Raw genomic sequence first — 17,438 nt, forward strand, 5'->3', positions numbered from 1 at the left:
AAAGCCGCACAGTGTGCGGCTTTTTTATAGAGACTTTATTTTTGCTCGTCATCCGGGAGCGTCACATTGAGCTCCAGTACCGCCAAATCATCTTCATTTTGCTCAAACTGCACATTCACTGCGTCAGAGTCTACTTTGACATACTTACGGATCACTTCCAGTATATCCTGCTTTAACTGAGGCAGATAATCGGGGGTGCCACGCTTGGAGCGTTCATGGGCAACGATTATTTGTAGCCGCTCTTTAGCCAGCGATGCGCTGGACTTTTTCTCGGATCGAAAATAATCAAGTAAAGACACATTAACCTCCAAAAATCCGCTTTAGCAGTCCTTTCTTTTCAACATTCAAAAACCTGAAGTCGACGATTTCGCCCAACAAACGATTGATGGCATCGCTGTATGCCTGGCCTGCGTCCGACTCTGTATCCAGGATAACGGGTTGTCCTGAGTTAGATGCATTCAGTACCGCTTTAGACTCAGGGATCACGCCGAGTAAATCGATGGCCAAGATTTCCTGGACATCTTCAACCGATAGCATGTCGCCGCTTTCAACACGCTCTGGGTTATAACGGGTAAGCAAAAGGTGCTCTTTGACTGGCTCCAGGCCATCTTCCGCACGTTTTGACTTACTTTGTAAAATGCCCAAAATGCGATCTGAGTCGCGGACAGAAGACACTTCCGGGTTAGTGGTGACAATCGCTTCGTCAGCGAAATATAGGGCCATCATTGCACCGGCCTCGATCCCCGCAGGTGAATCGCAGATGATGAAATCAAAGTCTTCCGACATGTCTTTCAGTACGCGTTCAACGCCTTCTTTAGTCAGGGCATCTTTGTCGCGAGTTTGTGAAGCCGGTAAAATATAAAGCTTTTCAACACGCTTATCTTTTATCAATGCCTGATTCAGATTGGCTTCGCCATTGATGACGTTGACAAAATCATAGACAACACGACGTTCGCAGCCCATGATGAGATCTAGGTTACGCAGGCCAATATCAAAGTCGATAATGGCTGTTTTGTATCCTTTAAGTGCCAGACCTGTGCCGATCGCTGCACTTGATGTGGTTTTACCTACACCACCTTTACCTGAAGTTACGACAATAATCTTTGCCATCTGAATTATCCTTTGACCAATGCTGTTAATTCTAATGATTCGTTATTTTGTGAAATCTGGCAGGCTTTGCCCCAGTGTTCTCCCTGTAAAGAGTCACTGATCCAATAACTGCCACCGACTGAAACCAGTTCTGCTTCCAGCTTTTGGCAGTAAATACTTGCCTCGTGATTTCCTTGCGCACCAGCGATAGCACGTCCTCTGAGCGTGCCATAGATGTGAATATTGCCATCGGCAATGACCTCTGCACCATGGCTGACCGCGCCCAGTACAATGAGGTCCCGGTCCTTCGCGTAAATTTGTTGCCCAGAGCGTACTGTGCTGTTGATAACCTGGGCGCCGAGATAGACTTCTTTTTCCACCACTTGCGTGTCAGCACTCTCCTGAGTCACAGGCTTAACGTCTTTAGTATAGTTAAGTACGGAGAGGCCTATTTCTTTTGCCTCAGCATTGTGCTGTTCTGTACCATTACATATACCAACCGGGTTTAAAGCCAGCTCTGTAAGAATGCGTTTTAAATCGCTAAGGACAATACTCTGTTCCTGGACGTCGGCAAGATTGATGACGATAGGTGCCCCTTTAAAAAATTTTGGAGCCTGGGAAATTTTATCACTCAGTTGTTGTTTTACATTGCCAAGGTCGGCATCGAAGAGGTGTAAAACTGAGAGTGTAAACAGGTTTCCCTTCAATTCAAAAGACTGTGTAGACATAAGCGCTCAATACCAGTGCGAACTCTGATTAATATTGTTCTGACCCCGTACTCTGTACGTTTGAGAGTCGCAAAACTTTCCAAATAGTATATAGGTCATGGTATAGTGCTGCTCTCAGATTAGCAAGATTTTATAGGGTTATAATGCTAGCCGCAGTATATAAAAGTAGTAAAAAAGCCGATACCTATCTTTTTATTGAAAAACGAGACGATTTTAGCAAAGTCCCTGACCCTTTAATGGCTACTTTTGGTACGCCAATATTTGTAATCATTGTGGATTTAGCAAAACGCACCAAACTTGGGGTTGCGGATTTAAGTAACGTTAAGCAAAAATTAATCGACGATGGGTTTTATTTGCAGCTGCCGCCTCCACAAGAAAATCTTCTGGACGAATTAAAAAGACAAAACGGAGTAAAAAGTGACTAAAACACTATCCGCATTATTCGTATCTTTATGTCTGGCATCGCAAAGCGTAAAAGCGGATGACCAGGCGCGCTTCGATAGCTACGTTGAAGTGCTAAAAGCTGAAGCCCGCGAAAGAGGCTATGAACAGGCTTTGATTGACCAGGCGTTCAGCACGGTTAAATTTAAAAAGAAAGTGATTAAACAGGATAAGAACCAGCCAGAAATAGTCGAGACGCTGGAAACTTATTTACCTAAACGCGTACCAGACTGGAAAGTTCAGCGAGCAAGAAAGCTCTACAAAGAAAATAAAGTGCTGCTGGATAAGATCAGCCAAGATTTTGGCGTGCAGGGGCGCTTTATTGTTGCCCTATGGGGACTTGAAAGTAGTTTTGGCCGCGTCCAGGGCGGCTACCCTGTGATCAGTTCACTCGTCACTTTGGCGTTTGATGGTCGCCGCGAAGCCTTGTACAAGCGTCAGTTATGGGCTGCGTTGGATATTCTCAAAGATGGCCACGTTAACATCGACAATTTCAAGGGCTCCTGGGCCGGCGCCATGGGCCAGTCCCAGTTTATGCCAACGTCATTCAACTCTTATGCCGTTGATTACAACAATGATGGCAAAAAAGACATCTGGACCAGTAAAGAAGATGCTCTTGCCTCGATAGCAAACTACCTTAAAAGCGTGGGCTGGAACGATAACCTGACCTGGGGTCGCCAGGTTAAATTACCAGAGGACTTCCCGAGCCAGTATGTGCTCAAACGCGGTTCGAAAAACCACAAGCAATGGCTGGAGTTCTGGCGTGATTCTGAGCGCTCTCTAGAAGAGTGGCAGAGCCTGGGTGTAAGACGTGCTGATGGCACTGATTTACCTAAGGTAAATATTAGCGCCGCGTTAGTCATGCCCGATGATATGAACGGTCGTATGTATCTGGCTTACAACAACTACAAAGCGCTGATGAACTGGAACCGTAGCTACTATTTCGCAACCAGTGTAGGTTATTTATCTGATCGTATTGGCTATCCGAAAATCTAGTCATTCAGATAGAAAGCAACAATAAAAAAGGCAGCGTGCGGGCTGCCTTTTTGGTTGGGCTAATGCAAGTGAAAATCAGTAGTAGCTCAGGTCCTGAGTTTTTCCCCAGAAAACCCGATAAGAAAACAACGTGTAGCCAATGATAGCCGGCACCACCAGCACTACGCCGTAGAGCATAAAGGTGAGGGCAGACGGATCGGCAAGAGCTTCGAATATGGTGAGTGTACCTGGTACAACATATGGGAAGAAGCTGTATACCAGGCCAAAGAAGCACAGTAAAAATATCATCACTGTGATGGCAAAAGGTAACCAGCAACCATGGCTAGGGTTGCGATTGAGTTTTACCAACACTCTGTCTTGTATGACAAAGAGCACCATACAGATTAATGGCAGTGGCAGCAGTAACAGGCTTATCTCGGTACCAAACCAGCGTGTCTGAACGTAAGCATTAATCAGCGGATTAACCACAGAAACTGCCAGTACGCCCAGCAAAGCAATCAGGTTACTCAGTCGACACCAGCGGATAGCAGCGCTTTGTATCTCGCCTTCGCATTTCATGATTAACCAGCCTGCTCCAATTAAGGTGTAAGCCGCAATCACGCCAACACCACTGAGCGTAGCAAACAGGTGACTCGCCAGGCTGTGTTCAAAAGACATCACATACAGGCCCAGCATATACCCCTGCGTAAATGCGGTGATCAGACTGCCCAGCTTGAAACAACGATCCCAGGTTTGCCGGTAATGAGTTTTCGCTTTGGCGCGAAAATCAAAAGCGACCCCTCTTAAAATTAATCCCAGCAGCATAAACGCGATGGGTAAATAGAGCGCTTGCAAGATAATCGAGTGGGCGGAAGGAAACGCGATTAATGCAAGGCCTACAGCCAGCACCAGCCAGGTTTCATTGGCATCCCAGAAAGGACCAATTGACGCTATCATGGTATCCGCTGCGGGTTTATTGTTACCCGGTAACAAAATACCGACCCCCAGGTCATAGCCGTCCAGTACAGCGTAAACGATAATCGCCAGTGCCATCAGCGCACTATAAAGTAATGCAAGATATTCAGCGCTAAACATATTGGCCTCCCTGAACTGGTGTTGTCTGGTACTCTTCAACTTGAACGGCATTGCGCGCGGTGTAGAACAGCGTTTTGATGTAAGCTGCCAGCAAAACTGCATATAAAGTCAGGTAACCAATCAAGGTCAGCAAGACGTGTTCACTGGGGACGTTTGTAACCAGCTCCTCAATTTTAACCAGACCACTGACCATAAACGGCTGGCGACCAATTTCAGTGACGTACCAGCCTGCTAGCGTGGCAATCCACCCTGAAAATGTCATGACTACTAAGGCTTTAAGCTGCCAGGTCGGGAGGGTCGAGTGCTTCCATAAGGTATAACGGGTCACTAAGGCGACGAGTATCATTAAAACGCCTATCCCTACCATGATCCGAAAACCAAAAAATACAGGTTTAACCGGCGGGTGTTCCCCTTTAAATTCATTAAGTCCTTTAATTTCGCCTTCAGCCTCGTGTGTCAGGATCAGACTCGCCAGCTTGGGAATGGCGATTTCAAAGTGATTGGTTCTTTGTTGCTCATCCGGCATAGCAAAGAGTAGCAAAGGCGCCCCTTGTTCGGTTTCCCATACCCCTTCCATCGCGGCTACTTTTTGTGGTTGGTGCTCGAAGGTGTTCAGGCCATGCAGGTCGCCGACAAACATCTGCATCGGGGCGAGCAGGGCTGCGACCGTGAGCGATACTTTTAAAGTCAACTTGGGAGCGTGCTTATGATCCTCTTTGAGCAGGCGATACGCGCTAATCCCGGCGACCAGAAAAGACGCGGTGAGCCCGCTTGCCAGCAACATATGAAAAAAGCGATAACCAAATGATGGATTAAAGATGATCTCAAACCAGTCTTTGGGATAGAACACGCCATCTACCAGGGTGTAGCCAGTCGGGGTTTGCAGCCAGCTGTTCAAAGACAAGATCCAAAAAGCCGACAGGGTGGTGCCTATAGCAACTATGAATGTCGCAAAGGTATGCAGGCGCGGACTGACACGTTTCATGCCAAACAGCATAATGCCTAAAAAGGTCGCTTCCATAAAAAAGGCGGTTAGCACTTCATAGCCAAGTAAGGGTCCTGCTATATTGCCGACGCGCTCCATAAATCCGGGCCAGTTGGTACCAAACTGAAAAGACATGGTGATACCGCTGACCACGCCGAGCGCAAAAGTGAGGGCAAATATTTTCACCCAAAACCGGTAGGCCCGCAGCCAAACCGCTTCGCCGGTTCGGTCGTAACGGAACTTGAAGAACACCAGAAACCAGGCCAAAGCGATGGTGATGGTAGGAAAAAGAATATGAAAGCTTATATTTGCCGCAAATTGAATACGCGACAACAGTAGGGTATCAAGCATGACGCACCTCGCATATTATATCAGCCTGGTTGAGCCTGAGTCAGGCAAACGGTGACTGATACGACTCAGTGCGCGGGCACGAACCGCGCACAATGAAAAAATCCTTTTCAAAAGCCACTCTTTTAAGATTTTCTGAGTAGCTTGTCCTTCAAATCAATCACCTTGCTGACCGACGAGCCGAGCTTCATCAAAGATTGCAACTGCTCAGGTGTCAGGCGTTGCAGTTCGGCAGACCACTTGGTCACTGTTTCCAGCAAGTCGTGAATAGATTGCATTTGTTCTTGCGCGTATTTTTCTTCTGGTGAATTCGCGCTGTCGAGAATCTGGTCACGCAACAAGGTTAGGGTGGGGTCAATTTCACGTTTACGGCGTTCTTCAAAAACGCGGTTTGCCAGGTCCCAGATACTGCCATTTGGTGAATAGTACTCTTTTCTGTCACCGGGAATATGATGAACTTTAACCAGTTGCCATGATTGCAGCTCTTTGATCCCCATGCTGACATTACCTCGCGAGATCTTGAGTGCTTCGGCAATCTCATTGGCCGTTAACGGCTTCTCATTGATAACCAGCAAGCCAACCATTTGGCCAATGGTGCGATTGAAGCCCCAGCGGCTTCCCATTTCTCCACAATGGAGAACGAAGTTTTCGATTTTAGGTGATAGCTGCATTTTTAAAGTTTCAGTAATTATTGAAACTTTAATATATAGTGCTGATTGATTTGGATCAAGCCAATTGTTCAACTAATTTTCAGGTATAAGAGGTCAAAAATGGGCAGCATAGGTAGGTGCTTGCCCATCGGTTGAAGGATGTTCGGTTTATTTGGCAGGCTGGCTACTATGTTTACCGGTTTCCCAGCGCTCATTAAGCAATGTTTCACCGGCGTCGATGGCGCCTGGCTCTAATGTTGTCGCCATAGAGTCGTTCCAGCGATTGAGATAGCCAAACAGAGCGATCACACCAAGAATTTCAACGATTTCCCCGTCATCCCAGTGCGCCTGCATGGCGCTTTCAATCGAGGCGTCCACGGCATTTGGCACGCTGGAGGCGGCCAGCGCAAATTCAAATGCGGCTTTTTCAGCGGCTGTAAATACGTCACTTTCTCTGAACTGCCAGATAGTAGCGAGTCTCTCATCACTGCCGCCGTAGCGCTGTGCTGCTAATATGGTATGTGCTTCACAGTAGCGGCACCCTGTGTTTGCACTGGTAATGTAGCCAATCAGTCGCTTTAGTTCTGATGTGACCCGACCATGATTTTCCATCACGGCTTTGTTTAAGTTGATAAAGGCGCGGGCAATTGCCGGGCGAATTTGCATGGTGAGTACACTATTTGGACAAAAGCCCAGGGTTTCATTAAAAAACTTCGCAAGTTCTGCGACTTCCTGATCATGTTCTTGTGACAAAGGCTTAACTAAAGGCATACTGGTTCCTGTTGATGTTTTATATGTTGCATATGCAACAACTATATGTGTAGAGGTACAAATTGTCCAGTGACAATGATATGAAAAAAGCCATTGCCAACAGAAAGCGGGCACTGGCAGTAACAAATGAAGGCAAAGACGCGCTCGACCTGATAGAGCACGTACCATTTCAGGTTGCTGTGGTCAGTAACCTGTTATCACTGGACCGGGATCCGGTGATCCGCTCGCTGACAGAGCTAAACACCCGGGAATTACGCGTGTTACTTAACGTCGGGTCGTATGGGCCCGTCACGGCTGCCGAAGTGAGTTACCAGTCTCGACTAGACCCCTATTCGGTGACTCGTGCGGTGAATGCGCTGTTAAAGCTGGATCTGGTGCGTGCAACCGAACTGTCTGGCAAAAGTAAGCCTGTGGCTTTAACGCAAGCAGGGGAAAAGGTGTATAGGGAAGTCACGGCGCATATACGCAAACGAGAAGAAAAGTTGACTGCCCACATGTCCGATGACGAAAAGACGTTATTAAGCGGCTTGCTGATGAAACTGGAATTAACTGCAGAAGAAATACTGGCTAACGAAGTAACTGAAATGGAGGCTAAAGGACAGGTTGTAACACGAGACCATAAAGAAATGCTGCGCTGGCATAAACGCAGCAATCAAAACTAGCGGTTCTAACTATAAGACATCCATGCGGTCAATCAGCACAGTCCTGTTACTGAAGCGACATTGCGTCTCGTCGTAATCAAAGGTATCGAGATAACGGCCGTTGATAATTTTTGTCGTATCAGGCTGCGCCTTGCTCTTAAGTAGCAGAATAAAATGAGATTCTGCTGCAAGAGTTGTGTTTTGGCGGTATTGACGCGTGGAGGTCATCATATGAACCGTTGTGGTATTCTTGCGTGCTTTGTTAAAGCGCGCCACTATCTGCGCCTTACCATCGAGCTCGATGTTCAGTTTATCAACGCTAAAGCGGGCGTTATCCGTGAATAAATCTGCGTATTGCTCAGCGCTTCCGTTGTCGCGTATTTCCGGATAGGCGTAAACGAGAGTCTGGCAAAGTTGTACTGAGTCTGAGGGCGGGTGCGAGGCGCAGCCGCCTAGTAGCAGAAGGAGTGGCAGCATTCGACGATACATTTATAAGTTCCTGTTGTAATGGTGTATTCGGATGATTGCACACTCCAATACAGAGGCCAAGTGTTATCCTGGCACCTGTATTGCGTCAGGCGTTAATGTTTTTTGTGGGACTGTTTGCTGGCGTTTTTGAATGCTTCTCGCGCTGCAATCATTCGATAGGCTAGTGCACACACAATATAAGCCAGCACCAGGGCGCTGCCCGTCAACAGGGTGTCTTTATCCTGAACAAACATCCACAACATGGCCAAAATAATACTGGCGAACGTAAAGTGGGTGACGAGTGGGTTCATTCGGGCTTTCTTTTTCATTTCGGTAAAACTGGCTTGGTTAAATATCAACCACATTATAAAGTAGAGCGCATAAACTTGATAGTAATTTCTGTTTTTTATTTTTTTAGCTGGTTAAAAAGGATGGTTTCTGGCGCTACTTCTCATCCTTTTACTCATCCTCAGTGGTCCCAAGTCAATCATATTACAGCGAATGTGCAGTGTAAGTACTTTAGGCACAGAGAATTTGACCCAGAATAAGTATTCTATCTTGCAATAATTTACAATAAAGCAAGTGGCCATGTTGGTGCTTGTATTGGGAGGGAAGTGTGAAAATCACCCATCGCTGGAAATTGGATCTAAAACAGCTGATATTATTACTGGTAAGTGCCGGGATAGTGTTGTCCGTGTACAGCGCATTGATGGCGAGTTATCGCGTACATGAACGCGCATTTATTAAAGATACACTCGCGTCCAATCAGGCATATGCGCAGAAGCTCGCTGAGGTCACTGAACTGTTTTTGCAATCGTTGAACAGCCAGTTACAGGTGAGCGCCGGTCATATTGCAAATCACTTTGATGACAGCCAGGCCATTGATGCTGAACTGGGACGCTTACTGACACAAACCAATAGCTTTGATTCGCTGGTGGTGATTGATGCGCAGCGTAAGATCATTTCAGCTCAGCCTTCTAATCTTGCGCTGAAAGGCTTGACGCTCGATCCTGCTTTATCTTTGCCGATAGAACTACAGCAGCCCCATATTCTTGACCCCTTTGTCTCGCCCGCGGGCAATCTATTGGTCAGCCCGACTTTCCCGGTGTTTGCCGCTGATGGCACTTATCTCGGCTTTATTGCTGGTGGCATTTACTTGCAGGGTAATACCATTTTAAATCAGCTACTGGGCACTCATCATGCATCGGATCATTCGTATGTCTATGTGGTAGATAAAAGTAAACGGCTGATATACCACAAAGATAACGCCCGTGTTGGAGAATATATCGGGGATAATGTGGCGATTAACGCGGTGTTAAACGGGCAATCTGGTGCGACAGAAACGCTAAACAGTCAGGGTGAAAACATGTTGGCGGGATATGCCCCGGTAAGCAATACCGGTTGGGGGATTGTCAGCCAACGCGCTTTGACCAGTATCGTTGCTGAGCTCAATCAGACGCATACCAATGTGCTGTACTCTACCTTGCCGTTTGCGCTGGCCATTTTAGCCGCGACGCTGATTGCCGGTTTTGTTATTGCCAGGCCACTTGCTCAACTGGCACAGAGTGTCAGCTCATTGAGCCCGGGTAATTTGCGCTGTATCGATCAAACCCCTGCCTGGTACTTTGAGGCAGAAAATCTGAAGTCTGCCATCCTGAATAGCTCGGAGTTGTTGGGACAGGAAATCAAAGAGCTGGAGCAGGACAGAAAAATGGATCCCCTTACCAAGCTTAACAACCGCCTGGCAATGCAGCTGTGGCTGGACAATGTCAAAAATATGCACTACCAGTTTTCCGTTTTGGCATTGGATGTTGACCATTTTAAGTCAATCAACGATGAGTTTGGTCATGGGGTGGGCGATGAGGTGCTATGTGCTTTGGCAGGTGTAATGAAAAAAAATGCGCGAAGTCATGATTTTGTATGTCGCAGCGGTGGTGAAGAATTTCTAATTTTTATGCCCTTTGTTGATGCGAACCGGGCATTGAGCATCGCAGAGCGCTTGCGTATTGCTATCTCTGAATACCCTATGCCCATACCCAGGCCCGTAACAGTATCAATTGGCATCGCCTGTTGGCCAGTACACAGCAAGAGCATAGCGGAGACGTTGAAGATGGCAGATCAAGCGCTCTATCAGGCAAAAAACAAAGGTCGCAATCAAACTTGCCAGGCTAAGCACAGTGTACATGCCGCTAACAATGATGTTGCTCAGCATGCCGTTTAGTGAAAAATCTGAGTAACCATTATTTTGTTTTGTTAAGGAGTGTTTGAACCTGATACTGTGTTGTGATATGAATATTATCATATGGTGGTTCAGTACGGTGAGGTTTCATCATCTCATCTTACTGAAAGTAGCGCAGGGATTGACGGTGCTCAGAATAAAGTTCGGTTTATTGATCTGTATCGAGAATAAGACTGCTTTTAATTCTATCATTGCAATTTGTTAAAATACCTGTTGATATTGAAAACAATAAAATATAAGAACTTAGCCGAATAATGACTTTTTCATTCAGTACATTTTACAATCTATGTAGTAGTGAGGCGCGCTATGAATTGGCGCTCGATTTGATCTATGAGAAATTCAAACCGGCTCATTGTTTGATTGGTAAATTTATCGATGCGGATACCCGGGTTAAAACGGTCGCCTACTCAGTAGATGGCAAAAGGTCAAATGACATTATCTATGATCTTGAAGGCACCCCTTGTAACGATGCCAAAACCAGCCAGGGTGTATGTTCCATTAGTTGTAACTTGCAGCAGATGTATGCAGAAGATGAGATCCTCAAGATATTCGATATCGACGGGTATCTTGGCGTAACCCTGCGTGCATTGGATCATAAACCAATTGGTATTATGGTCTGCTTGTTTGATGAAAAAGTTGTCGTGAGTGAAGAGGACCGCCACTGGTTCCGCGAACTTAGCTTGCTGGTCGGCGCTGAACTGAACCACAACCTCGAAATGGCGGCACAGCAAATATTGGTCAAGCAGCTTGCAAAAGGTGAGCGGATCGCGAAATTAAGCTCCTGGACTTGGAATATCAGCCGGGACAAACATGTGTTCAGTCACGAAATGCGCCGCCTGTTGCAGCACCGCGAAGAAACACTCACTCTGGATGATTTCACAGATTGTTTAACGGAAGCAGATCAAAAGCGGCTCAGGGTTATTATCCAGAAGCTTCGCACCGGTCACCTCGATTATATCGATGTCAATGTTGCCCATAAAAAACGTACCAATCTGCGTGGGCTCTATCGTATTATCGGCCGGGTTGAACAGTGCGAGGAGCAACGTGATGAGCGCGTTTTTAGTGCCACTGTTCAGGACGTCTCTTATATTTATTCACTGAATAAACAGCTCGAACTAACCAATGTGGTGTTCGAACATGCCACTGAAGCCATTATGATCACCGATGGTGACAATAAAATCATTATGGTCAACAGGGCGTTCGAGCGTTTAACCGGTTATACCGGCCATGAGCTGATGGGGCGCGATCCGTCAGTACTGTCATCAGGGCAACACTGTGGAGACTTTTATCACCAAATGTGGAACAGCCTGATGAATTCCGGTTGCTGGAAAGGTGAGATATTCAACCGTCGCAAGAACGGGCAAATTTTCCCCGAGGAGTTAACACTCAGCCTGGTAAAAGACGAGCAAGGTGAAATCGTTAACTACGTTGCTATATTCCGTGACATTACTGATTGGAAACGCAATGAAGCGCAGCTCATGTTTTACGCCAATCATGAGCCTCTGACCGCGTTATTAAATCGTCGTTGCTTTATCGACATTGTAGAAGAAAAAATATCCGCCAGCCGCAGTATGCATACTCCGTGTTCTTTGTTGTTTATCGGTCTTGACCACTTTAAAGAGGTGAACGATATTTACGGGCCGGAAATCGGCGACAAAGTACTGGTTTCTGTTGCAAAGAGGCTGCGAAATGGGATCAGAGAAAAAGACACCATCTCCCGTTATGGCGGCGACGAATTTACCATCCTGCTGGATAACACAGATGTTAAAAGTGCTTTGCAGGTAGCAAAAAAACTCAGTGACAAAATTAAACAGCCCTATGTTTTTAACGACTTAACCGTCGAACTCAGCGCAAGCACAGGTATCGCGCAGCTTGAGAATAGGGGGCGGATCACGGCGGCTAAGTTTATTCGTAATGCGGCACATGCACTGGAGAGTGCTAAGAAAACCCATCGGGGCCATGTTGCTCTGCACAATGCGGCTATCCAAAATGCTTACCTGAACAAAATTAAGCTCAAGGACAAACTCAAAGCGGCGCTTAAATCTAACCTGTTAACCGTGTACTACCAGCCCATCGTCGACGTACAGCGCAGAAAAATCGTGAAATTTGAGGCGCTTGTCAGGTGGTTTGACGATGAGCAGGGGATGATATCACCAGGCACCTTTATTCCCATTGCAGAGGAGTTTGGATTGATCCATCTGATAGGCCAATTTGTACTGGAAAAAGCGTGCCAGGATCTTAAAGAGATGCACTTGCACGGGTATGAAGATGTCAGTATTTCAATCAATCGCTCGGTCAATGAATTTAAAACCAGTAACGACCAGTTTAAGCTGGTAACGCAAGCCATCAGCAACGCTGAGGTTCCCTTTGACAAGGTGACGCTTGAAGTAACTGAGTCTATGGCAACGAACCGTTATACCTGGGAGTTACTGTCTAAGCTCAGAGAGCAAGGGGTGAAGATAGCACTGGATGATTTCTGTACCGGATACTCGTCACTTAGCCACTTAATTGAAAATCAGGTAGATTATCTGAAAATCGATAAGTCTTTTGTAGACAGCCTGATGGCAGACAAAAATAAAAAAGTGATGATCAACTGTCTGCTTAATTTAGCCGATGAGCTGGGCATTAAAGTGATTGCCGAAGGGGTGGAGTCTCAGAGTCAGCTTGCCATGCTTGAACAGCTTGGGTGTAATTATATACAGGGCTTCTACTACAGCCCGGCCCAACCGCTTTCAGCCAGCTTGAGACTATTGCAGGAGTTTAATTCTGGTCAGGTATTTAACGATGAGCTGATATACATAAGTAAATCTTCTCAACAACACTAAATAAAAAAGGGCCACAGAAGTCGGCCCCTTTTTATTGTCCTTATCTCAGATATGGTTTGAGTACGTCAAATAGGGCTTGGAGGTGATCGTCTCTGTCATTCAGAGCCGGGATATAATGGTAAGTTTCACCGCCAGCTTCCATAAAGTAGCCACGATTTTCTTCTTCTAACTCTTCAAGCGTTTCCAGGCAGTCGGCGCTAAATGCCGGGCTGAGGATAGCCACTTCCTTAACGCCCTTCGATGCCAACTCTTTCAGAGTGACGTCTGTGTAGGGTTGAAGCCATTCTTCACGGCCAAAGCGACTTTGGAAAGTCGTCATCACTTTGTCTTTATCTAGCTCGAGCTGCTCGCAGACCAGTCGGGTTGTTTGATGGCAAAAACAATGATACGGATCGCCATTGTCCAGGAATCGTTTAGGTGTGCCGTGGTAAGAAAATAACAGTTTTTCTGGCAGGCCGTGCTTGTCGATGTGTTCCTGTACTGAATTAGCCAGTGCTGTGACATAGCTTGGCTGTTTATGATAGCCATTGATGAAGCTCAGGCTGGGAACCCAGCGCCATGTTTTTAATACATTTGCGATGGCGTCAAATGTTGAGCCTGTGGTTGCGCTGGAATATTGTGGATAAAGCGGGAACACAACGATGTTAGTGATCCCTTTTGCGCGAAGCGCTTCAAGGCCACTTTTGATTGAAGGATTACCATAACGCATTGCCATAACGACTTCGACATTATCGTAGTTTTGTTCTTTCAGTAATGCGCTGAGCTTACTACACTGATCTTGTGTAATTTGCACCAGTGGTGAGCCTTGCTCGGTCCAGATACTGGCGTAGGCCTTTGCAGAGCGACTGGGTCTTACTCTGAGGATGACGCCGTGCAGTATTAACCACCAAAGTGCTCTTGGCAGCTCCACTATGCGAGGATCAGATAAAAACTCTCGCAAATAGTTTCTTAGTGCAGGTGCATTTGGGGCGTCAGGGCTGCCCAGGTTAGTAACCAGAACACCGATTTTTTCATTAAATCTGTTCTCGTGCGGATTATCAGTAATGGCAGAAAGCTTTGGCACTCACGGCTCCTTTGGTGTGTTCTCTTAGCCTCGCTATTTTACATAAAAGGCCAGAGTGAAAAAACGATTTTTGGTTGTACGAGCTTGATGTAGGATAGGATCTCGTTATTTTGTCTTAAAAAATTGGCAAAATATAGATTTGTTGTTGCAAAAACAGCGCATTAGTCGTATTTTCTCGCTCCGCCGAAGCAATTTACAGCACAGAATTCGAGTTTTAAGATGCGTTTAAATCACCCCGTCACTAATCAGGAAAAGCGCTTTTCCGCAGACACCCGACTTATTTCAGTGACCGATCTGAAAGGGACCATCCTGGACTGCAATGAACACTTTGTTGAAGTCAGTGGATATGCCAAAGATGAACTGATTGGCCAACCGCACAATCTGGTGCGCCACCCGGATATGCCTGAGGTGGCGTTTAAGACCATGTGGGATCAGTTAAAAGCAGGTAAGCCCTGGATGGGGTTGGTGAAAAACCGTTGTAAAAATGGCGACCACTATTGGGTAAATGCTTATGTCACACCGATGACAGAAGGCGGCAAAATCGTGGGCTATGAGTCAGTACGCAGCTGTCCTGACAGAGCAAGTGTTGAACGTGCAGAAGCACTGTATAAACGCGTTAAGTCAGGTCAGCGAGACTCAATCAAGTTACCTAAGTTACGCTCAATCTGGCCTTCAGTCGCTGTGCTGAGTGCAATTTTACTTTATGTGTCTGTAAGTGAAACACTTGGCTTTGGCTGGTTGATTGCCAACACGCTGGCACTATTTGCCTACAACACCTATCGGGATAATGAGCAGCTGGGACGACTAGATAAAGAGATGTCTCATAGTTTCTGTGATGACATCGCCACGCAGGTATACTCCCCCTGGAGTGGCAAGATGGCACAGCTGCATGTCAAACTGCTCAGTGAGCGCTCTCATCTGGATACCATTATCACGCGTATTGAATTTGCAGCTAAAGGAGTGGCGAGCGGTGCGCAAGAGAGTAATGTTAAGAGTATTGAAACCACACAATGCCTGACCAAACAGCAACTTGAAACTGAGCTGGTTGCGACAGCGATGAATGAAATGGCAACGACAATCAACGAGGTATCACAAAGTGTGCAGGCCAGTTCAGAAGATGCCAAAGGGGTGTTGGTACTGGCTCAGGAAAGTGCACGTAGCTCAGAAGAAACCCGGGCTTCCATTGAAAGCTTAGGGGCAACCGTGGTTGATATTAAGGATTCTGTGCTGGGCGTTGCAAAACAAACGTCAAAAATTGCGGAAGCCGCGCAGATCATTGAGCAGATAGCAGAGCAAACTAACTTGCTGGCGCTCAACGCCGCGATAGAGGCGGCCAGAGCCGGAGAGCAAGGGCGCGGCTTTGCTGTGGTTGCCGACGAGGTGCGCCATCTGGCTCAACGTACGCAGGAGTCAACCAAAGAGATCCATGCGATTATTGATCAGCTAACGCAAAGCTCACAGAATGCCGAATTCATCGCCCAACGTGGTGAAGATGAATCAAGGCAGGGCATTGAGCAGCTCTCACAATCTTCTACCAAATTAGAGGGCATCTATCAGCTGATTGAAAAAATAAGCGCAAGTAGCATGCAAATTGCCACTGCTGTGGAAGAGCAGGCAGCAGTATCCGAAGATATTAATCAGCAGGTGGTAAGTATTGCAACGCTTGCCAATACTAGCGTCAGCAGCTCTAATGAAATGCATGTTATCAGTGAAGAGCTGACAACGGTTGCCAATGACATGTATGAGCTGGTGGTGAGGTTTAAGCGCTAGGTCTTAATCAGGATCCGAAACGGGGTAGGTTTTTGCGATTCCAGCTGTTGTAGCTTTGCAACGGTTGCAGGAGTGAAGATATGCCCCTTAGGTAACAACATGATCCCTTTATGGCTGTGTATGGCCAGGCCCAATTCCATACCAGGCTCCAGCGCTTGCGCATCAATGATGTTCATTGACCCCACCTGTAGCGCCCCCTGCGCGTCGGATTGAACGGCTACCTCCAAAGCAGAGACCACCTTTGGGTGGTAAAAGGAGCCGCTGTACATCTTTATCATTTCAAGCGCGTGCGCTCGCAGCTCACTTTTGGCGTCTTTGTTCTTTAACTGGTGCTCTACATAATCCCTGACTGCGGCAAGAATGTGTGCTCCGATTGGAATTTCTTTACCTTTCAGGCCTTTGGGTATGCCTTGACCGTTGTATTTCTCAAACTGGTGGTAAATGGCTTCTCCAACGTCACTGAGGTGCTGTGCCGGCATCAGCATGAGTTGCGCAGTGGCAGGATGGGTAAAAAACAACTTACGTTGTTGCGGGCTGAGATTCTCAATAGGTTGATTGTACAAAGCCGGGTCCATGGCAAGCAGGCCAACCTGTGACAGATAACCGGCCATTCGGGTAAGCTGTACGACCTTTTCACTCAAGCCAAGCTCATGGGCAACAGAGCCACATAACTGTGCTATTTGTTTGGCCATACCAGCATCTATATACGGATTTGCGTTAATGAAGTTATATAGTAGCTCAACGGTCGCTCTGTGTTCATCTTGCTCTCGCTTGTTTGCGGTTTCAAGCTGACGCAGTACCGTGCGGATCTGGGTCGTGCGCTTTTCTACCAATTCTTCAAGGTTGCCGTTAAGTATTTTCAGTTGTTCATTTTGTTTACTGATCTCTGCCTGAAGTGCCTGGGTGTATTGCTTGAGACGATATTTTTCTGCTGCATCTTTGATGATGTGGACCAGGGTTTCATTTTGCCAGGGCTTTTGCAAAAAGTTGTGGATCCCGCCTTCATTAATGGCTGCAATTGTAGAGTCCATGTCGGCATAGCCCGATAACAAAACACGTTGCGACTGCGGTGATACTTGTCTCGCTTTGGTCAGGAATTCAACGCCATCCATTTCAGGCATTCTCATATCCGAAATGATCACTTCAAATTCATCATCACCCAGCGCTTTTAAGGCAAGCTCGCCGCATTCAAATACCGCAACCTGCATGCCAGACATGCGCAATGTTCTTTTGAGCACTTTCAAAACGCCAGGCTCATCGTCCAGGCACAATACCCGAATAGGGCCGTTTGGTGGCTGTATGTTAATCGATGTTTGAGTCTGTTCCATCAAAATTCAATGACGTAAAGTA

General features: G+C 46.7%; 17 protein-coding genes. 6 read left to right on the top strand and 11 right to left on the bottom strand.

Translation table 11 applies throughout. The features are described from left to right. Positions 1–35: 35 nt before the first annotated feature. The 3 genes from minE to minC are packed head-to-tail and all read right to left on the bottom strand — an operon-like array spanning position 36 to position 1,817. The gene (gene minE / locus L1285_RS00835) at positions 36–299 is read right to left on the bottom strand and encodes a cell division topological specificity factor MinE (RefSeq protein ID WP_010381216.1); all 264 of its coding nucleotides are present in this window, start codon (positions 297–299) and stop codon (positions 36–38) included. Position 300: 1 nt separating this feature from the next. Continuing rightward, positions 301–1,110, bottom strand: a complete 810-nt coding sequence (gene minD / locus L1285_RS00840; RefSeq protein WP_046005220.1) for a septum site-determining protein MinD — start codon at positions 1,108–1,110, stop codon at positions 301–303. A 5-nt stretch (positions 1,111–1,115) separates the two neighbouring features. After that, a complete protein-coding gene (minC, locus tag L1285_RS00845) occupies positions 1,116–1,817 on the bottom strand; it encodes a septum site-determining protein MinC (RefSeq protein WP_046005219.1) in 702 nt (233 codons plus the stop codon). Between the two features lie 143 nt (positions 1,818–1,960). Between minC and L1285_RS00850 the strand changes: the two genes are divergently transcribed. After that, complete coding sequence (locus L1285_RS00850) at positions 1,961–2,242, top strand: YcgL domain-containing protein (protein ID WP_054016620.1); 282 nt, start codon at positions 1,961–1,963, stop codon at positions 2,240–2,242. Further along, entirely contained in the window at positions 2,235–3,254 is a 1,020-nt protein-coding gene (locus L1285_RS00855) for a lytic murein transglycosylase (RefSeq protein WP_235410582.1), read from the top strand. Before L1285_RS00850 ends, L1285_RS00855 begins: the two co-directional genes overlap by 8 nt. Positions 3,255–3,329: 75 nt before the next feature. On the opposite strand, the gene L1285_RS00860 is transcribed toward L1285_RS00855, so the two are convergent. The 4 genes from L1285_RS00860 to L1285_RS00875 all read right to left on the bottom strand — a co-directional run bounded on the left by L1285_RS00860 (position 3,330) and on the right by L1285_RS00875 (position 7,082). Continuing rightward, positions 3,330–4,328 carry a cytochrome d ubiquinol oxidase subunit II gene (locus tag L1285_RS00860; protein WP_235410583.1) on the bottom strand — a complete coding sequence of 333 codons (999 nt, stop codon included), beginning with the start codon at positions 4,326–4,328 and terminating at the stop codon, positions 3,330–3,332. Next, entirely contained in the window at positions 4,321–5,664 is a 1,344-nt protein-coding gene (locus L1285_RS00865) for a cytochrome ubiquinol oxidase subunit I (RefSeq protein ID WP_235410584.1), read from the bottom strand. The genes L1285_RS00860 and L1285_RS00865 overlap by 8 nt, the downstream gene beginning before the upstream one ends. 122 nt (positions 5,665–5,786) lie before the next feature. Further along, a complete protein-coding gene (locus tag L1285_RS00870; RefSeq protein WP_046005214.1) occupies positions 5,787–6,332 on the bottom strand; it encodes a GbsR/MarR family transcriptional regulator in 546 nt (181 codons plus the stop codon). A 147-nt stretch (positions 6,333–6,479) separates the two neighbouring features. Then, positions 6,480–7,082: a carboxymuconolactone decarboxylase family protein gene (locus L1285_RS00875; RefSeq protein WP_235410585.1), complete on the bottom strand. Its 603-nt coding sequence runs from the start codon at positions 7,080–7,082 to the stop codon at positions 6,480–6,482. An 80-nt stretch (positions 7,083–7,162) separates the two neighbouring features. Here L1285_RS00875 and L1285_RS00880 point away from each other — a divergent pair, with 80 nt between their 5' ends. Continuing rightward, entirely contained in the window at positions 7,163–7,744 is a 582-nt protein-coding gene (locus L1285_RS00880; protein WP_235410586.1) for a MarR family winged helix-turn-helix transcriptional regulator, read from the top strand. A 9-nt stretch (positions 7,745–7,753) separates the two neighbouring features. Here the strand turns inward: L1285_RS00880 and L1285_RS00885 are convergent, their stop codons facing one another. Both L1285_RS00885 and L1285_RS00890 read right to left on the bottom strand, forming a co-directional pair. After that, a complete protein-coding gene (locus tag L1285_RS00885) occupies positions 7,754–8,212 on the bottom strand; it encodes a nuclear transport factor 2 family protein (protein ID WP_235410587.1) in 459 nt (152 codons plus the stop codon). Positions 8,213–8,304: 92 nt separating this feature from the next. After that, the gene (locus L1285_RS00890; protein ID WP_235410588.1) at positions 8,305–8,502 is read right to left on the bottom strand and encodes a hypothetical protein; all 198 of its coding nucleotides are present in this window, start codon (positions 8,500–8,502) and stop codon (positions 8,305–8,307) included. A 305-nt stretch (positions 8,503–8,807) separates the two neighbouring features. On the opposite strand from L1285_RS00890, the gene L1285_RS00895 reads away from it, so the two are divergent. Then, a complete protein-coding gene (locus L1285_RS00895; RefSeq protein ID WP_235410589.1) occupies positions 8,808–10,412 on the top strand; it encodes a sensor domain-containing diguanylate cyclase in 1,605 nt (534 codons plus the stop codon). Positions 10,413–10,684: 272 nt separating this feature from the next. Beyond that, on the top strand, positions 10,685–13,255 hold the full coding sequence (locus L1285_RS00900; protein ID WP_235410590.1) for a bifunctional diguanylate cyclase/phosphodiesterase: 2,571 nt from the start codon (positions 10,685–10,687) through the stop codon (positions 13,253–13,255). A gap of 40 nt (positions 13,256–13,295) precedes the next feature. On the opposite strand, the gene hemH is transcribed toward L1285_RS00900, so the two are convergent. Beyond that, positions 13,296–14,318, bottom strand: a complete 1,023-nt coding sequence (gene hemH / locus L1285_RS00905) for a ferrochelatase (RefSeq protein WP_235410591.1) — start codon at positions 14,316–14,318, stop codon at positions 13,296–13,298. A 219-nt stretch (positions 14,319–14,537) separates the two neighbouring features. Between hemH and L1285_RS00910 the strand changes: the two genes are divergently transcribed. After that, entirely contained in the window at positions 14,538–16,088 is a 1,551-nt protein-coding gene (locus L1285_RS00910; RefSeq protein WP_235410592.1) for a methyl-accepting chemotaxis protein, read from the top strand. Here L1285_RS00910 and L1285_RS00915 read toward each other — a convergent pair. Then, positions 16,085–17,416: an HD domain-containing phosphohydrolase gene (locus L1285_RS00915; RefSeq protein ID WP_235410593.1), complete on the bottom strand. Its 1,332-nt coding sequence runs from the start codon at positions 17,414–17,416 to the stop codon at positions 16,085–16,087. The two genes, L1285_RS00910 and L1285_RS00915, sit on opposite strands and share 4 nt — an antisense overlap. Positions 17,417–17,438: the final 22 nt, after the last annotated feature.

Origin of the sequence: Pseudoalteromonas sp. DL2-H2.2, assembly GCF_021532535.1 — a bacterium.
In the GTDB taxonomy this organism is placed as follows: domain Bacteria; phylum Pseudomonadota; class Gammaproteobacteria; order Enterobacterales; family Alteromonadaceae; genus Pseudoalteromonas; species Pseudoalteromonas rubra_A.

Bases quoted from the DNA above. Each gene is read 5' to 3' on its own strand.
- minD (WP_046005220.1), bottom strand. From the start codon at position 1,110: ATGGCAAAGATTATTGTCGTAACTTCAGGTAAAGGTGGTGTAGGTAAA.
- minC (WP_046005219.1), bottom strand. From the start codon at position 1,817: ATGTCTACACAGTCTTTTGAATTGAAGGGAAACCTGTTTACACTCTCA.
- L1285_RS00850 (WP_054016620.1), top strand. From the start codon at position 1,961: ATGCTAGCCGCAGTATATAAAAGTAGTAAAAAAGCCGATACCTATCTT.
- L1285_RS00860 (WP_235410583.1), bottom strand. From the start codon at position 4,328: ATGTTTAGCGCTGAATATCTTGCATTACTTTATAGTGCGCTGATGGCA.
- L1285_RS00865 (WP_235410584.1), bottom strand. From the start codon at position 5,664: ATGCTTGATACCCTACTGTTGTCGCGTATTCAATTTGCGGCAAATATA.
- L1285_RS00870 (WP_046005214.1), bottom strand. From the start codon at position 6,332: ATGCAGCTATCACCTAAAATCGAAAACTTCGTTCTCCATTGTGGAGAA.
- L1285_RS00875 (WP_235410585.1), bottom strand. From the start codon at position 7,082: ATGCCTTTAGTTAAGCCTTTGTCACAAGAACATGATCAGGAAGTCGCA.
- L1285_RS00880 (WP_235410586.1), top strand. From the start codon at position 7,163: ATGAAAAAAGCCATTGCCAACAGAAAGCGGGCACTGGCAGTAACAAAT.
- L1285_RS00885 (WP_235410587.1), bottom strand. From the start codon at position 8,212: ATGTATCGTCGAATGCTGCCACTCCTTCTGCTACTAGGCGGCTGCGCC.
- L1285_RS00890 (WP_235410588.1), bottom strand. From the start codon at position 8,502: ATGAACCCACTCGTCACCCACTTTACGTTCGCCAGTATTATTTTGGCC.
- L1285_RS00900 (WP_235410590.1), top strand. From the start codon at position 10,685: ATGACTTTTTCATTCAGTACATTTTACAATCTATGTAGTAGTGAGGCG.
- L1285_RS00910 (WP_235410592.1), top strand. From the start codon at position 14,538: ATGCGTTTAAATCACCCCGTCACTAATCAGGAAAAGCGCTTTTCCGCA.
- L1285_RS00915 (WP_235410593.1), bottom strand. From the start codon at position 17,416: ATGGAACAGACTCAAACATCGATTAACATACAGCCACCAAACGGCCCT.